This window comes from Streptomyces noursei ATCC 11455 (assembly GCF_001704275.1).
GTDB classification, from domain to species: domain Bacteria; phylum Actinomycetota; class Actinomycetes; order Streptomycetales; family Streptomycetaceae; genus Streptomyces; species Streptomyces noursei.
Genome location: NZ_CP011533.1, coordinates 5,060,892 through 5,075,797, shown reverse-complemented (window position 1 = coordinate 5,075,797; position 14,906 = coordinate 5,060,892). Strand labels below are relative to the sequence as shown.

Annotated in this window: 11 protein-coding genes, 1 tRNA gene and 1 riboswitch; of the genes, 6 read left to right on the top strand and 6 right to left on the bottom strand. The window is 74.8% G+C overall.

What is annotated here, in order from left to right; translation table 11 throughout:
* Positions 1–335 precede the first annotated feature (335 nt).
* The 5 genes from SNOUR_RS21485 (at position 336) to SNOUR_RS21465 (ending at position 6,056) form a co-directional block, all read left to right on the top strand.
* Complete coding sequence (locus tag SNOUR_RS21485) at positions 336–1,784, top strand: NsdA family TPR-like regulatory protein (RefSeq protein WP_039635071.1); 1,449 nt, start codon at positions 336–338, stop codon at positions 1,782–1,784.
* Positions 1,785–1,984: 200 nt separating this feature from the next.
* Complete coding sequence (lhgD, locus tag SNOUR_RS21480) at positions 1,985–3,232, top strand: L-2-hydroxyglutarate dehydrogenase (protein ID WP_067349654.1); 1,248 nt, start codon at positions 1,985–1,987, stop codon at positions 3,230–3,232.
* Between the two features lie 161 nt (positions 3,233–3,393).
* Positions 3,394–4,230 carry a tRNA (guanosine(46)-N7)-methyltransferase TrmB gene (gene trmB / locus SNOUR_RS21475; protein ID WP_099055715.1) on the top strand — a complete coding sequence of 279 codons (837 nt, stop codon included), beginning with the start codon at positions 3,394–3,396 and terminating at the stop codon, positions 4,228–4,230.
* A gap of 105 nt (positions 4,231–4,335) precedes the next feature.
* Positions 4,336–5,670, top strand: coding sequence for a PrsW family intramembrane metalloprotease (locus tag SNOUR_RS21470; RefSeq protein ID WP_312633085.1), 1,335 nt, complete (start codon positions 4,336–4,338; stop codon positions 5,668–5,670).
* An 83-nt stretch (positions 5,671–5,753) separates the two neighbouring features.
* On the top strand, positions 5,754–6,056 hold the full coding sequence (locus tag SNOUR_RS21465; RefSeq protein ID WP_026247493.1) for a hypothetical protein: 303 nt from the start codon (positions 5,754–5,756) through the stop codon (positions 6,054–6,056).
* Between the two features lie 80 nt (positions 6,057–6,136).
* Here SNOUR_RS21465 and SNOUR_RS21460 read toward each other — a convergent pair whose 3' ends face one another.
* Complete coding sequence (locus SNOUR_RS21460) at positions 6,137–7,102, bottom strand: aldo/keto reductase (RefSeq protein ID WP_067349651.1); 966 nt, start codon at positions 7,100–7,102, stop codon at positions 6,137–6,139.
* 121 nt (positions 7,103–7,223) lie between these two features.
* Complete coding sequence (locus SNOUR_RS21455) at positions 7,224–8,606, bottom strand: peptidoglycan DD-metalloendopeptidase family protein (protein ID WP_067349648.1); 1,383 nt, start codon at positions 8,604–8,606, stop codon at positions 7,224–7,226.
* Between the two features lie 11 nt (positions 8,607–8,617).
* Positions 8,618–8,764: riboswitch (cyclic di-AMP (ydaO/yuaA leader) on the bottom strand.
* A gap of 422 nt (positions 8,765–9,186) precedes the next feature.
* Here SNOUR_RS21455 and SNOUR_RS21450 point away from each other — a divergent pair.
* Positions 9,187–10,305, top strand: a complete 1,119-nt coding sequence (locus SNOUR_RS21450) for a DUF2332 domain-containing protein (protein WP_079142815.1) — start codon at positions 9,187–9,189, stop codon at positions 10,303–10,305.
* 50 nt (positions 10,306–10,355) lie between these two features.
* Here SNOUR_RS21450 and SNOUR_RS21445 read toward each other — a convergent pair whose 3' ends face one another.
* The 4 genes from SNOUR_RS21445 to SNOUR_RS21430 all read right to left on the bottom strand — a co-directional run bounded on the left by SNOUR_RS21445 (position 10,356) and on the right by SNOUR_RS21430 (position 14,740).
* The gene (locus tag SNOUR_RS21445; protein WP_067349645.1) at positions 10,356–11,495 is read right to left on the bottom strand and encodes a PP2C family protein-serine/threonine phosphatase; all 1,140 of its coding nucleotides are present in this window, start codon (positions 11,493–11,495) and stop codon (positions 10,356–10,358) included.
* A 267-nt stretch (positions 11,496–11,762) separates the two neighbouring features.
* Positions 11,763–12,641 carry a LysR family transcriptional regulator gene (locus SNOUR_RS21440; RefSeq protein WP_067358596.1) on the bottom strand — a complete coding sequence of 293 codons (879 nt, stop codon included), beginning with the start codon at positions 12,639–12,641 and terminating at the stop codon, positions 11,763–11,765.
* Between the two features lie 112 nt (positions 12,642–12,753).
* Positions 12,754–14,259, bottom strand: a complete 1,506-nt coding sequence (locus SNOUR_RS21435) for an MFS transporter (RefSeq protein WP_067358594.1) — start codon at positions 14,257–14,259, stop codon at positions 12,754–12,756.
* A gap of 405 nt (positions 14,260–14,664) precedes the next feature.
* Positions 14,665–14,740 (bottom strand) — tRNA-Lys (locus tag SNOUR_RS21430).
* Between the last annotated feature and the right edge of the window lie 166 nt (positions 14,741–14,906).

Here is a 14,906-nt window from a genome sequence, read left to right as displayed (position 1 = left end):
GCCCCCGCGACGGTCCGGGAAGCGGGCTGCGCCTCCCGGACCGGACCGCCACCCGCGGGGAATGAGGTGGCGGTGTCCCCCAGCCCACTGGATCCAGTGCAGCGGGCCGACCCACGCAGAACTCATCGAAGCGTGGGGGTCGTTGAGGGGCCAGCGCGCACGCACGGGCGCATGGGCACACGTACCCGGAGCACATGCCAATTCCCGCACCCCCGTTTGAACACGAATCTCGCCATCCAAGACACCGACCCTTAACGGTAGGGATCCGGCGAACTACTCTGGGTGGACGCATGCCCCGGGGTACGGGGCGGCTGTCGCTGTGTCGAGGGGTGCGCATGTCCAGGGATACACGCGGGCCGAACGAAAAGCTCGGCACCGTTCTCGCCCTCGCGGGAATCAGCAATGCCGGACTGGCGCGCCGGGTCAACGACCTCGGTGCGCAACGCGGCCTGACGCTTCGCTACGACAAGACGTCGGTGGCCCGATGGGTCTCCAAGGGCATGGTGCCCCAGGGCGCCGCGCCCCATCTGATCGCGTCGGCGATCGGCAGCAAGCTCGGGCGCCCGGTGCCGCTGCACGAGATCGGGCTGGCCGATGCCGATCCGGCGCCCGAAGTGGGGCTGGCCTTCCCTCGCGACGTGGGTGCCGCGGTGCGCTCGGCGACCGAGTTGTACCGCCTCGATCTCGCCGGACGGCGGGGCAGCGGCGGCGGCATCTGGCAGAGCCTGGCCGGATCCTTCGCCGTCAGCGCCTACGCCACCCCCACCTCCCGCTGGCTGATATCGCCGACCGACAGTTCGGTGGCACGGGAGACGGCCGAGGCGCGGGACAAGGACGCCGCGGCCGCCGGTGACGCGGGAGCCCCGCAGCACGTCGGCCACAGCGATGTCACCAAACTGCGCGAGGCGGCCGAGGACGCCCGGCGCTGGGACTCCAAGTACGGCGGCGGGGACTGGCGTTCGTCCATGGTGCCGGAGTGCCTCCGGGTGGACGCTGCGCCGCTGCTGCTCGCCTCGTACAGCGACGAGGTGGGCCGCGCGCTCTTCGGGGCGACGTCCGAACTCACCCGCCTGGCGGGCTGGATGGCCTTCGACACCGGCCAACAGGAGGCCGCCCAGCGGTACTACATCCAGGCGCTGCGGCTGGCGCGGGCCGCCGCCGACGTCCCCCTGGGCGGGTATGTGCTGGCGTCGATGTCCCTCCAGGCGACCTACCGCGGGTTCGCCGACGAGGGCGTCGATCTGGCCCAGGCCGCCCTGGAGCGCAACCGCGGCCTGGCCACCGCCCGCACCATGAGCTTCTTCCGGCTGGTGGAGGCGCGGGCGCAGGCCAAGGCCGGGGAGGCGCGCGCCTGCGAGGTGGCGCTGAAGGCGTCCGAGGGCTGGCTGGAGCGCTCCCGCAGCGGCGATCCGGATCCGTCCTGGCTGGACTTCTACTCCTACGAGCGCTTCGCCGCCGACGCCGCCGAGTGCTACCGGGACCTGCGGCTGCCCCGTCAGGTGCGGCGCTTCACCGAGCAGGCGCTGTCCCGGCCGACGGAGGAGTTCGTCCGCTCGCACGGGCTGCGCCTCGTGGTGTCCGCCGTCGCCGAACTGGAGTCCGGCAATCTGGACGCGGCCTGCGCCGCCGGCACCCGCGCCGTCGAGGTCGCCGGCCGGATCTCCTCGGCCCGCACCACGGAGTACGTGCGCGATCTGCTGCACCGCCTGGAGCCGTACGGGGACGAGCCCCGCGTGGTCGAACTCCGCGAGCGGGCCCGGCCGTTGCTGGCCGCGCCGGCCTAGCGGCGGCACGGGCGGGACGGGCCGGGGAGCGGGTCTGTGGGCCGGCCGTCGAAGGGGCGTCGCGGCGGGCCTGTCGCCGCAGGTCAGACTGGTCACTGCGGATTGTCGGTGCCGCCCGTCATGATGGACTACGTCGTCGGCGATGACGCGCGGGCCCGCGGCGACGGGCGGGTCGGCGGTCATGCGGTTGGGGAGGTGCAGTGGCGGCGTACGACTGCGACGTGCTGGTGATCGGTGCCGGGATCGTGGGGCTTTCCACGGCCCATGCCCTCACGCGCGCGGCACCCGGTATACGCGTCGTGGTGCTGGAGAAGGAGCCCGCCGCGGCCCGCCACCAGACCGGGCGGAACAGCGGCGTGATCCACAGCGGCATCTACTACCCACCGGGTTCGCTGAAGGCCCGCTTCGCCCTCCAGGGGGCGGCGGAGATGGTCGAGTTCTGCACCGCGCACGACATCCCGCACGAGGTCACCGGCAAGCTGATCGTCGCCACCGACCGCGCCGAGCTGCCCCGGCTGCACGGCCTCATCCAGCGCGGCCGCGAGCACGGCCTGCCGGTGCGGGAGCTGGGCCCGGCCCAGATCGCCGAGTACGAGCCCGAGGTGCGCGGCCTGGCCGCGATCCACGTGGGCACGACCGGCATCTGCGACTTCGGGGCGGTGGCCCGGCAGCTGGCCCGCCTCGCGCAGGAGGACGGGGCCCGGGTCGTCCTCGGCGAGGAGGTCACCACCATCGCCCGCCGCCCCGGCCGGGTCGCGGTCCGCACCGCCGGCGGCACGGTCTACCGCGCCCGCGCCCTGGTCAACTGCGCCGGGCTGCACTGCGACCGGGTGGCGCGGCTGGCGGGCGACGCCCCGGGCATGCGGATCGTGCCGTTCCGGGGCGAGTACTACACCCTCGCACCGGAGCGCGCCGCCCTGGTCCGCGGGCTGGTGTACCCGGTCCCCGACCCCGCCTTCCCGTTCCTGGGCGTCCATCTCACCCGCGGCATCGACGGCTCCGTCCACATCGGGCCGAACGCCGTCCCCGCGCTGGCCCGCGAGGGCTACGACTGGCGCACCGTCCGTCCCACCGAGCTCGCCGGCACGCTCGGCTACCCCGGTTCCTGGCGGATAGCCCGCCGCCACTGGCGCTACGGCGCGGGCGAGCTCCACCGCTCGCTGTCCCGCCGTGCCTTCACGGACGCGGTCCGCCGCCTGCTGCCGGCCGCCCGGGAGGAGGATCTGCTGCCGTCGCCGGCCGGGGTCCGGGCCCAGGCCGTGCTGCCCGACGGCACCCTCGTCGACGACTTCCTGTTCGCCGAGTCCCCCGGCATGATCCACGTCCTCAACGCCCCGTCCCCGGCCGCCACGGCCTCCCTCCCGATCGGGCGGGAGGTGGCCCGGCGGGTGACCCGGCTGCTGGGGCTCCCGGAGTGCGCGGCGCAGGACGGGGGCCTCGCGGGGTGAGGGGCGCCGGGGCCCGTCCGGCCGTGGGCCCGTGGGGACCGCCCGGATTCCGGTCGGCGCCGCGCTGACCTGCGGATTCGAGTGACGGTGGGGGCTGCCCGGCGCATGGCCGCCGGCGGCGTTCCCGTCCGCCGCGGTGGCGTCCGTAGAATCGACCCACTGTGTCCGAGAACCCCGCCACCCCCGAAACCACCGCCGCCGCGACCGCCGCCCCGGTGGACGAACCGCGCCCCCTCGGTGCCACCGCCGTCTCGGCCGCCGTGCCCCGGCGCGGCAAGCCGATGTTCCCCGACGGGACGGGACCGGCGGCCGACCCCGCGGGCTCGCACCACGAGCGGCGGATCCGCTCCTTCCAGCCCCGTCGCAGCCGCGTCACCGCCTCCCAGGGCGAGGCGCTGCGCCGCCTGTGGCCCACCTGGGGCGTGGACGTCGACGGGCTCTCCCGCCTCGACCTCGACGCGTTCTTCGGCGGGCTGCCGGTCGTGCTGGAGATCGGCTTCGGGATGGGCGAGGCCACCGCGCAGATGGCCGCCGCCGATCCGGGCACCGGCATCCTCGGCTGCGATGTGCACACTCCCGGCCAGGGAAGTCTGCTCGGTCTCGCGGAGCGGAACGGCCTGTCCAACATCCGGGTGGCCAACGGGGACGCGATCATCCTGCTGCGCGAGATGCTCGCCCCGGCCTCCCTCGCCGGCCTGCGCGTCTACTTCCCGGACCCCTGGCCCAAGAAGCGCCACCACAAGCGCCGGCTGATCCAGCCGGAGTTCGTGGCGCTGGCGACCACCCGGCTCGCACCGGGCGCCCTGGTGCACTGCGCGACCGACTGGGAGCCCTACGCCGAGCAGATGCTGGAGGTCCTCTCCGCCGAGCCGACGCTTGCGAACCTGCACGACGGCTACGCGCCCCGGCCCGACTTCCGGCCCTTCACCAGGTTCGAGGGCCAGGGACTGGACAAGGGGCACGTCGTGCACGACCTGCTCTTCCGCCGCCGGGGCTGAGGGCCGCCGCCCTCCGGGGCCCCGGCCCCGGAGGCACCCGCCCGCGCCGGTCCGGCCCGACAAACCCGCATGCCCGCACTGTCCCACCCTCGTTAGGGTCGATGGGTGTACCCGTCCTTGCCGCCGCTCCCCGAGCACCCAGCCGGCCCGCCGCCGTACACACCCGCCGAGGCCCACCGCGGGCCCCGGCGCTGGTCCGCGCCCTGGCACAGCAAGACCGTCCGGGCCATCGCGCTGGCCGCGCTGCTGGCGCTCTCCGGCGTGCTCATCCTCGGCATCGTCCGGCGGCAGACCGGCACCGAGGGCCTCCTGGTCGGCGTCGGACTAGCCGTCTTCCCGGTGCCCCTGCTGATCGCGGCCTTCTGCTGGCTGGACCGGATCGAGCCCGAGCCCTGGCGGAATCTGGCGTTCGCGTTCGCCTGGGGGGCGTGCGCGGCCACCTTGGTCGCGGTCCTGGCCAACGGCTTCGCCACCGACTGGCTCGCCAACAACATCGCCTCCGCGTCGCCGACCGAGGCCCAGGCATGGGGCTCGACGGTCATCGCCCCGATCGTCGAGGAGGTGATGAAGGCCGCCGCCGTCGTGCTGCTCTACCGCTTCCGCCGCCGTGACTTCGACGGCATCACGGACGGCATCGTGATCGCCGGGATCACCGCGACCGGCTTCGCCTTCACCGAGAACATCCTCTATCTGGGCAGCGCCTTCGGCGAGGACCAGTCCTTGGGGCACACCGGTCTGAGCTCCCTCACCGCCGGCACCTTCTTCGTGCGGATCGTGGTCTCCCCGTTCGCGCATCCGCTCTTCACGATCCTCACCGGGCTGGCGTTCGGGATCGCCGCGACCCGCTATCCGCGGCGCCGCGGCGCCCGTGCCGCGCTCATCCTCTTCGGCCTGGCCACCGCGGTCCTGCTGCACGGCATCTGGAACGCCGCCTCCAACCTCGGCGACGCCGGCTTCCTCACCGTCTACGGCGTGTTCATGGTCCCGGTGCTGCTGGTCCTGACCTGGCTGGCGCTGTGGGCCCGGCGGCAGGAGCTGCGCTCGGTGCGCGACTACCTCGCCCCGTACACCGCCACCGGCTGGCTCGCTCCACCGGAGCCCACCGCCCTCGCCTCGCTGCGGACCCGCGCGCTGGCCCGCGACATCGCCCGCCGCACCCACGGCCCGGCCGCCGCTCGCGCCGTCACCGCCTACGCGGCGCTGGCCACCGCCCTGTCCTTCCACCGCCGCCGGGCCCATCTGACGGGCCCGCCGCCGGACTTCGCCGCCCGGGAACGCGAACTCCTGGAGCGCCTGTGGCACTACCGGCCGTGGGCGGGCCCGGCGCTGCTCCAGGCGTGGGCGGGCGGGGCGGCGGGAACCGGCCCGGCCTCGGCGGCGCGCCACCCGGCCCCGGCCCCGCCGCACGAAGCCGCGCCGCCGCCCGGCGCCGCGCGCTGAACCGTCCCCCAGGCCGTGCTCCGCGCGCGGGATGCGGGCGCGCGTAGGCTCGTGGGAGTTGTCCGTGAAAGGGAGGATCTGCGATGGCTGGGATACCGACGAGCGTGGTGGCGGCCACGGGCCTGGTGGGCGGTTACGGCGTGGCCCGGTGGACCAAGAAGCGGCCGTTGGGCGGCGTCGCGCTGGCCGCCGCCGGGGCGGTGGCGGCCAGGGGCTGGCAGCAGAAGGCCGGTACGAAGGCGGCTGCCGCGCTGAGCGGTGCCTATGTGGCGGCGTTCGCGGGGTCGCACCCGCTGGCCAAGAAGATCGGGGCGTGGCCTTCGGTGTTCGCGGTGGCCGGCGGCGTCGCCCTGGCCTCGTGGGCGGTGGCGGACCGCCGCGGCTGAGACGGCCGGGCCGGGTCCGCGCGACCGACGGCGGCCGGCGGCGCGGGGGCCTGTGCGGGCCCCCGCACCGCCGTGCCGCGTCAGGCCGATGCCTCCGTGAGGAGGGACATCTCGGCGTCGGTGAGGACGAGTTCGTTGACCGCCAGCAGGGCCGTGAGCTGGGACACCGTGCGCGCGCTGGCGATGGGGGCCGCGACGGTGGGCCGGGCGGCGAGCCAGGCGAGGGCGATGGTGGTCGGCTCGGCGCCGTGGGCCGCGGCGACGGTGTCGAGGGCCTCCAGGACGCGGCGGCCGCGGTCGGTCGCGAGGTAGCCGGCGGCCTTCGCCGAGCGGGCGCTGTCGACGCTGGCGCCCGGGCGGTACTTGCCGGTCAGGAAGCCGGAGGCGAGCGCGTAGTACGGGACGGCGGCGATGCCGTTGCGGGCGGCCACGTCGGCGAGTTCGCCCTCGTAGGTGTCGCGGGAGACGAGGTTGTAGTGCGGCTGGAGGGCCACGTAGCGGGCCACGCCCTCGCGGTCGGAGAAGTCCAGCGCCTCCTGGAGGCGCCGGGCTGAGATGTTGGACGCGGCGATCTCGCGGATCTTGCCCGCCTCGACGAGGTCGTCGAGGGCGGTCAGGAACTCGCCCACCTCGACGGACTCGTCGTCGTAGTGGGTGTAGTAGAGGTCGATGTGGTCCGTGCGCAGCCGGGACAGCGAGAGGTCGACGGCGGTCTTGATGGTGCTGGCGGACAGGCCCTTGTGGTCGGGGTGGGCGCCGACCTTGGTGGCGATCACGACGTCGTCGCGGTTGCCGCGGGCCGCGAGCCAGTTGCCGAGGACGGTTTCGGACTCGCCGCCCTTGTTGCCCGGCACCCATGCCGAGTAGACGTCGGCGGTGTCGATGAAGTTGCCGCCGCCGGCCACGTAGGCGTCGAGAACGGCAAAGGACTCGGCCTCGTCAGCGGTCCAGCCGAAGACGTTGCCGCCGAGGCAGAGGGTGGAGACGGACAACGAACCGAGCGACTTCGGAGTGGGGGCGGAGCCTTGGGCGTGTGTCACGGTCATGCCCGTTGCAACGTCAGGACGTGGGGAGTTGTTCCTCGTTCCGCAGCCGTCCGGGGTCCGGGGCCCGCGTCCCGATCGGTCCCGTCGGCCGCCCACGGGGTGTGGGCGGCCGGCCGGTCCGTCAGACGGTGGTCCCGCGGTCGCGCAGCCAGGACACCGGGTCCGTCGGTGCGCCGGCGTCCGGGCGGACCTCCAGGTGGAGATGCGGACCGGTGGCGTTCCCGGTGGCGCCGACCCGGCCGATCACGTCGCCCGTGTGGACCCTGCCCGTCGTCTTGACCATGGAGGACAGGTGGCAGAACCAGAGCTGCGTGCCGTCGTCGAGGGTGAGGACGATGCGGTAGCCGTACCCGCCGGCCCAGCCCGCCTGGGTGATGGTCCCGTCGTGAACCGCCTTGACCAGCGTGCCCGTTGGGGCCGTGAAGTCCTGTCCGGTGTGGTCCGCGGCCCAGCGGTCGTCGGCCTGCCCGAAGCCGGCGGCGAGGGTGTACGAGGAGACCGGCGCGACGAAGGTCCGCGTCGGGTGGGCGCGGTGGTCGGCCGCCGGTGTGGCCGGGGCGTCGGCCGCCGTCGCCCGGGGTGCGGTCCCCTGCGCCGCCGGAGGCGCGGCCTCCGTGCGCTCCTCGGCGGTGCCGGCCTGTTCCGCCGCCCCCTGCTGCCCGGGGGCGCCCTGGTCCGCCTGCGGGGCGGCGGCGTGCTCGGCGCCCGTACCGGCCTCCGGCTCCGCGGCGTCCTGGGGGGCGTCGGCCTGCGGGGCGTCGTCCTGCCGGACGTCGGCCTGCTGGAGGATGCGGTTGCGCAGCGCCTCGGCCGCGCCCGCGGGCCGGGCGTCCTGGGCGGCCTCGTCGGGGGCGGTGCCGGTCCGGGAGGGGGCGACGGAGGGGCCGGCGGAGGCGGCGAGCGCCGTGCCGGTCTCCTGGCCCGTGCCGTCGCCGTCGGCCGCCCCGCCGGGGTCGGGCATCGATATCGGCACCGGCGGCCGACCCTGGGCCGCGGCCACCCCGCTCGCGCCGACCGCCGCGATCACACCGACGCCCAGTGCCGTGCCGCCGCGCGCGAGACCGCCGCTGCGCGCCCTAGCCACCCGGTGCTTGCCGCGGAGCGCGCGGAGCGGCCCGTCGTCGTCGCTCGACTCGTCGGCCGGGAGCCACGCGTCGCCGGTCCCGTCGCCTTCGCCGCGGACCTCGCCCTCGCCTTCGAGGCCGGGGGACGGCGCGTCACCGGGCAGCACGCCCTGTGCCGACCGATGGCGCGGCGGCGAGGTCTGGGGCGCCGGGGACGCCTGGCCGTGGGAGAGGTCGCGGGAGAACGGCTCCTGGGGCGGCTGCCCTTCCCTCAACCCACCGGCGATCGGCGGGACTTGGGACGGCTGGACGGGAGCACCGGCCCCGGAGGGACCGGCCGGACCGACGGGGGCACCGAAGCCGACCGCGCCACTGAAGTCGGCGGGGCCACCGAGGCCATAGGTGGACGGGCCGTGTGGGGTGGGCCTGTTGGACGCCACGGGGGCGCACTCCTTTCCTTCCTTCTCGCCTACCGGGTTAGCTGACGGGTTCGGAGCAGGAAGGTCTCCTACGGGCACCGCTTGGCGAGAGGCGCCCGATTCACCCCAAGAGGGTGGTTCCCCGGTTCCCTCGACTCAATTCACGGCAATTCCAGGCGGATCCGGCGGGTCCCGCGAAACCGGTTGATCCGGGCGACTCGACGCGGGTCGAGGACACGGGTCGGGTCGTGCGAACAGCCGGCTCGGGCGGGTGACTCGGAGACGTTCTGGGCATGCGGGAACAGCGCGTGCGGGATTCGGCGTCGGCGCACGGTGCCGCCATTGGCGACGGCTGGGACGACCGCGCTCCGTTATCGGACAGTAATAGAGACGACGAGGGAAATCCAAGCGTTCCCTTGAATCCACGGGGGTTCCGCAAGCTCCTCGCAGGGGCCCATAGCAGGGACTTTCACCCTCAATTCGGATGCAACCTGGGCGAGTTGACACCACCCCGCCAAACGATCTCGCGACGATTGTGCGCCACTTGTTACGCGGAGGGACGCACCTCGATCACAGAGAGTGAGGACGGTAACGTCGCCTCATGGTCGTCAACGTCGCGAACACCGGAAACGCCGGGAACACGGTCAGCACCCCGCAGGAAATGGCGCTCCGGTACGGGGAGTTCTCCCGGCAACAGGCCCGGGGACGGTCCGACGCCCACGAGGAGCTGTCCGCCCGGATCAGCCACGACGACGAGCTCTGCGAACTGCTCGCGGCTTCGCTGCCGGCCGGCCACAAGCAGCAGCCGGACCTCCTGCTCGCCGCGGTGCGCCAACTCGACGGTCCGCACGCGGAATGGGGGCCGCGCGGCGCGGCGGCATACGGGCGCTGGCGCGAGTGGACGATCCGGCACTGGGACGAGGTCCGCGCGGTGATCATGCGCCGCTCCGCCCGGTCCGACGAGCCGGCCCGGTGCGCCACCCTGCTGCCGCTGCTGGCCCGTATGCCGCAGCCGCTGGCCCTCCTGGAAGTCGGGACGTCGGCGGGGCTGTGCCTCTACCCGGACCGGTACCGCTACCAGTACGTCCAGGAGGACGGCCGCGCGGTGGACGTCCCGGGTGCCGCGGACAGCCCGGTCACGTTCACCTGCCGCGCGAGCGGGTTCGCGCCCGGTGGCGAGGGCGGCGCGGCGGCACTGCCCGGCGCCCTGCCCGAGGTCGTCTGGCGCGGCGGCATCGACCCGGCGCCGCTGGACCCCCTCGGGGAGGCGGACGACCTGCGGTGGCTGCGCGCCCTCGTCTGGCCCGGTGACGAGGCCCGTACGGCGCGGCTCTCGGCGGCCGTGGAGGCGGCGCGGACCGCGCCCCGACCCACCGTGGTGCGCGGCGACCTGATCGACGAGCTGCCGGCGCTGGCCGCCCGAGTGCCGCCCGGGGCGACGCTGGTGGTGTTCCACAGCGCGGCGCTGAACCACCTTCCGCCCGCCCGGCGCGAGGAGTTCGCCCACCTCGTCCGGTCGCTGCTCGCCGAACGGGACGGCGGGGGCCACTGGATCTCCCAGGAGCACCACAGCGTGCTGCCGTGGATCACGGCGCCGGAGCACCGCTCCCCGGGGGCGGCGGACACGCCGCTGCTGACCCTCGCCCTGGACGAGCGCCCGGTCGCGCTGACCGACCCGCACGGCCGCAGCGTGCACTGGCTCCCTTCCGCGCTGTCGTAGCGCGCCCGCCCGGTCGCGCGGCGCACCGGCGGCCGGCCCGCGGCGACGGCCTACCCGTCCAGGGGCCGCTGGACCGCCAGCAGCGCCATGTCGTCCGCGGGCCCGCCGCCCGTGTGCCGGGCGACGTCCTCGACCACCACGTCCAACAGGTCGTCGGGCCCGCTGAACAGGCTGCCGCGCAACCGGGCGCACGGGTCGTAGAACCGCCCGTCCCGGTCGCGGGCCTCGGTCACCCCGTCGGTGAACAGCAGCAGCAGCGCCCCGGCCGGGAAGAACGTCCGGTCCGAACGGCCCGGCCGGGCCCCCAGGTCGCCCAGGCCCAGCGGCAGCGCGGCGACGGACGGGGCCAGCTCCCGGAGGCCGCCGTCCGGGGTGAGCAGCAGAGGGGGCGGGTGGCCGTGGTTGAGGACCCGGAGCACGGACGGGTCCTCGGCGGGGATCTCCGCCAGGACGGCCGTGGTGAAGCCCTCCTGTTCATCGAGGCCGGCGCGGCGCCCGCCCTCCCGTTTGAGCGCCCGTTCCAGCCGCTCCGCGACCGCCTCCAGGGTGGCCTCCTGCTCGGCCGCCTCCCGGAAGGCGCCGATGACGACCACCGCGGACTCCACCGCCTCCAGGCCCTTGCCCCGCACATCGCCGACGATCATCCGTACGCCGTGCGGGGTGTCCTGGACGGCGTACAGATCGCCGCCGATACGGGCGCCGGCCCGGGCGCCCACGTAGCGCGCGGCGATCCCGAATCCGGCCAGCCGGGCGGGCGGCGCCGGCAGGAGGGCCTGTTGCGCGGCCTCCGAGACGTCCCGTACGGAGGCCAGCCGGGCGTCGCTCACCCGCACGACCCGGTTGGTGGCGAGCGCGAGCAGCGCTACCACGACGACCGTGCTCGACTCGGTCACCGACTGCTGGTAGTCGGCGGAGCCGTGGTACGTGGTGAGCAGGACCTCGGTGACGATGGCGGCCAGGGCCATGCCGGCGGTGGCCCACGGGGAGAACAGCGGGGCCGCGATCAGAGGGGCGGCGACGAGGAACGGGGCCGCGGTGTACTCGGGCGGCGTGACCAGGTCGAAGAGCACGCCGACGGCGATCATGGCGACGGGGAGCCAGCGCGCCAGCCGGCGGCCGCGCGAGGACATCCGGGAGCGGCGCCCCCGTCGTTCCCCCTCGCCCGTGCGGTTCTCGCCGCCTCGTACCATCCGCACCGGCCTCTTCCCACTCCGCCGCCCGGTGGCGCCCGGAACGGGGCCCGGCACCGCCGCGTGCCGGGCCCCGGGCCCGGTCGTCGCACCCCTCGCCTGCCGGGCGGACGGCGGGAGGGCGACGACGGGGCCCGGGGCCTCGCCGCTTCAAGGCTTGCCGGGGCGACGCCGGTCGGCGAGTCCTCCTGAGCCGAACGGGGTAGGACCGGGCTGGGGCCACCCCACCCCCTACGGGCCCCACCTACGGGCCCCTGGCCCCGCCCCTTACGCCCCGCCCCCGCCCTCGCACTGCCGGACCGTGGCGCGCGCATGGGCGAGGAAGCGCCGGGTCAGCGGATGCCCGTTGTGCCGGGGGAAGACCAGTTGCAGCGGCATCAGGGGCGCGTCGGGGATCGGCACGAAGGAGAGGAACGGGTGCACCCGTTGCCGGCCGATGGACTCCGGTACGACACCGACGCCCCGGTTCCCGGCCACCGCCTCCAGCCACTCGTCGAAGTTCCCGCACCGGACGGCGATCTCCGGCCGTTCCCCCGCCGGCCAGTCCGCCCCGTCCGTCGGCCCGCCGGTCTCGTTCAGCACCAGCGGCATACGGGCCAGCTCGCGCCAGCCGACCTCGTCCCGCGCCGCGAGCGGGGACCGCACCGAGACCGCCGCGATCCGCCGCTCGTGCAGCAGCGTCACCGCCGTCAGGCCCGGCACGGCGACATCCCCCCGCAGGATCGCCACGTCGACCTCGCCGCTGTCCACCCCCGCCAGCGCCGCGTCCCGCCGGTGGACCCGCGCCCCGACACCGGTCTCCGCCTCGAACCGCTCGATGGCGGCCTGCGGCCAGGTGGCCGGGAACCCCCAGGCGAACCCGATGCGGAAGACGGGCGCCTCCGGTGCCGGCAGCAGGGCCGCCTCCAAACGGGGCAGCAGGCCGCGGAGTTCGTCGTAGAGCCGCTCGCCGGCCGCGGTGAGCGCGACCTGGCGGGTGGTGCGCTCCAGGAGGCGGTAGCCGAGCAGCTCCTCCAGGCGGCGGATGGTGCGGCTCACCGTGGGCTGCGACAGACCGAGGCGGTCGGCCGCCCGGGTGAAGTGGCGTTCCTCGGCGAGGGCCAGGTAGCAGCGGAGGTGGTGCAGCTCGATGCCCGGTATCGCCATGATCGGCATCCTAGGTCGGCTCCCTGACGGCCCGGCGGGGGCCGGCGGCTCCCGGCCGACCCTGCCGCGTCCCGACGGGCCCCACGCCCCCGTCCCGGCCCGTCCCGGCGCCTCAACCGGCCGCCGCGTCGGCGCTCTTCGCGCCCGGCGTCCCGCGCCGCGCCCGCATCCCCGCCCCGATCGCCAGGAACGCGGCCCCGGCCACCCCGCACAGCAGCCACATCGCCGCCTGGTTGCCCCGCAGGAACAGGTCGCCGGCGAGCGCCTCGACGTCGCGCCCGTCCCACCCGGTGTGCGCGCGCAACAGCCCGGCCCCCGCCCCGGGATCGGCCACGGCCCGCGCCGCCCACTCGCCGCCCGGCACGTGGCGCGCGGCGAGCGCGGCGTCCAGGGCGTCCCGCGCCGACCAGCGGTAGACCGCCATGCCCACCGTCAGCCCGATCGCCCCGCCCAGGTTGTGGAAGGTCCACGACGAGCCGACCGCCGTCCCCGCCAGCCGCTCCGGTACGGCCGAGAGCGCGGCCACGGTGGCCGGCCCGAGGACGAACGCCCAACCGATGCCCATCAACGCGAACGCCGCCGCCACGTAGGCGATGTGGCTGTCCCGGGTGAACTGCGCCTGCAACGCCGCCGACAGGGCGAACGCCACGAACCCCGCGCAGAGCAGCAGCCGCGGCGGGAACCGGTCCACCAGCCGCCCCACCACCGGCGACAGCAGCGCCATCACCGCCGTGCACGGCAGCAGCATCAGTCCGCTCGCGGTGCTCCCGTAGTGCCGCACCGACACCAGGTACAGCGGCATCAGGAAGAACGCCAGGCAGTAGAAGAACGCGAGGGAGAAATCGGCGGTGAGCGCACCGAGGAAAGTGCGGTTCCCGAACAGCCGGAAGTCGACGATCGGCGCCGTCACTTTCCGTTCCACGACACAGAACGCGACGACACCGGCGATTCCCAGGGCCAGCAGACCCAGAATGCGCGCGGAGGTCCAGCCCCAGGCGTCGCCCAGCGTCAGCGCGAGGACGAGTGCGGGCAGCGCCAGGCTGATCAGCGTCAGCCCCGGCCAGTCCGGCTTTCCGGCCGCCGCGGAATGCTCCCGCGATTCCCGTACCGCGGAAAGGCACACCGCCAACCCGACGGCGGTCAGCGGCACGTTCAGCCAGAACACCCAGCGCCAGTCCAGCCAGCCGACGAGGAGACCGCCCAGCATCGGCCCGATCGCCAGGCCGAGTCCGTTGACGCCGTAGAGCGCCCCGACGGCCCTGCCGCGCTGCTGCGGCGGGAAGGTGTCCGAGACCAGGGCGCCGGTACTGGTGTAGAGCACGGCGCAGGCGGCCCCCTGGACGAAGCGGCACAGGATCAGCGTCCGTACGTCCCCGGCGAACCCGGCCGCCAACGAGGCGACGCCAAAGACCACGGTCCCGGTGTAGAGCACCCGCCGCCGCCCGTACCGGTCCGCGAGCCGCCCCATGGTCACCATGAACATCGACAGCGCGACGATGAAGACATTGACGATCAGCTGGAGCTCGGTGACCGTGGCCCCCATGTCCCGCTGAACGGCCGGCGCCGCGGTATTGACGATGGTGAGGTCGATACATCCCAGGAAACTGATGATGCTCAGCCCGGTGAACGCCCGCCATCGGCGGGCCGCCCCGTCCCCTCTGCCGGCGGGCCGCGCGCTCCGCCCGCCCCCTTCTCCCGCTTCTCCCCCGCCGCCCGCGCGCTCGGCGGAATTCACGCACTCGATCGTCAAGGTTCCCCCTCGGGCCGACGGGCGACGCCCGTGCCATTTCCCCCGTCCGTCACCGGCGACGCTAAATTCGGCGACCCGCCCGGACAAATAGCCGCCGCGCCCGACTCATACGCCCGCCGAATGAATCGGCGGGACGCCCCGTCCCGCGGCACCACCCCACGCCGCGCGCCGCTCCCGCTCCGCTCCCTGCACGCACAACGAGCGGCGCCCCGACCGCTGTACCCGGTCGGGGCGCCGCTCCTCGTATGGCAGGAGCACCACGCGTGCTCCATCTGGTGGGCCATCAGGGGCTCGAACCCTGAACCAATGGATTAAAAGTCCACTGCTCTGCCAATTGAGCTAATGGCCCGCACCGAGCAGCATAGCCCGAGGACGCGCCGCAGCCCGAAGGCATTGGGGATCTGGCCGATCCACGGCGTGCCGTGGCCGTCCCCCGCCGGCCCCGATTCCGCAGCCACGCCCGTGCCCCGCGGCCCTACGAGGCGCCCGCGATCACCGCGCACCCGGTACGGCAC

Coding starts and splice junctions, on each gene's coding strand:
- SNOUR_RS21485 (WP_039635071.1), top strand. CDS start 336: ATGTCCAGGGATACACGCGGGCCGAACGAAAAGCTCGGCACCGTTCTC.
- SNOUR_RS21465 (WP_026247493.1), top strand. CDS start 5,754: ATGGCTGGGATACCGACGAGCGTGGTGGCGGCCACGGGCCTGGTGGGC.
- SNOUR_RS21460 (WP_067349651.1), bottom strand. CDS start 7,102: ATGACCGTGACACACGCCCAAGGCTCCGCCCCCACTCCGAAGTCGCTC.
- SNOUR_RS21450 (WP_079142815.1), top strand. CDS start 9,187: ATGGTCGTCAACGTCGCGAACACCGGAAACGCCGGGAACACGGTCAGC.
- SNOUR_RS21445 (WP_067349645.1), bottom strand. CDS start 11,495: ATGGTACGAGGCGGCGAGAACCGCACGGGCGAGGGGGAACGACGGGGG.
- SNOUR_RS21440 (WP_067358596.1), bottom strand. CDS start 12,641: ATGGCGATACCGGGCATCGAGCTGCACCACCTCCGCTGCTACCTGGCC.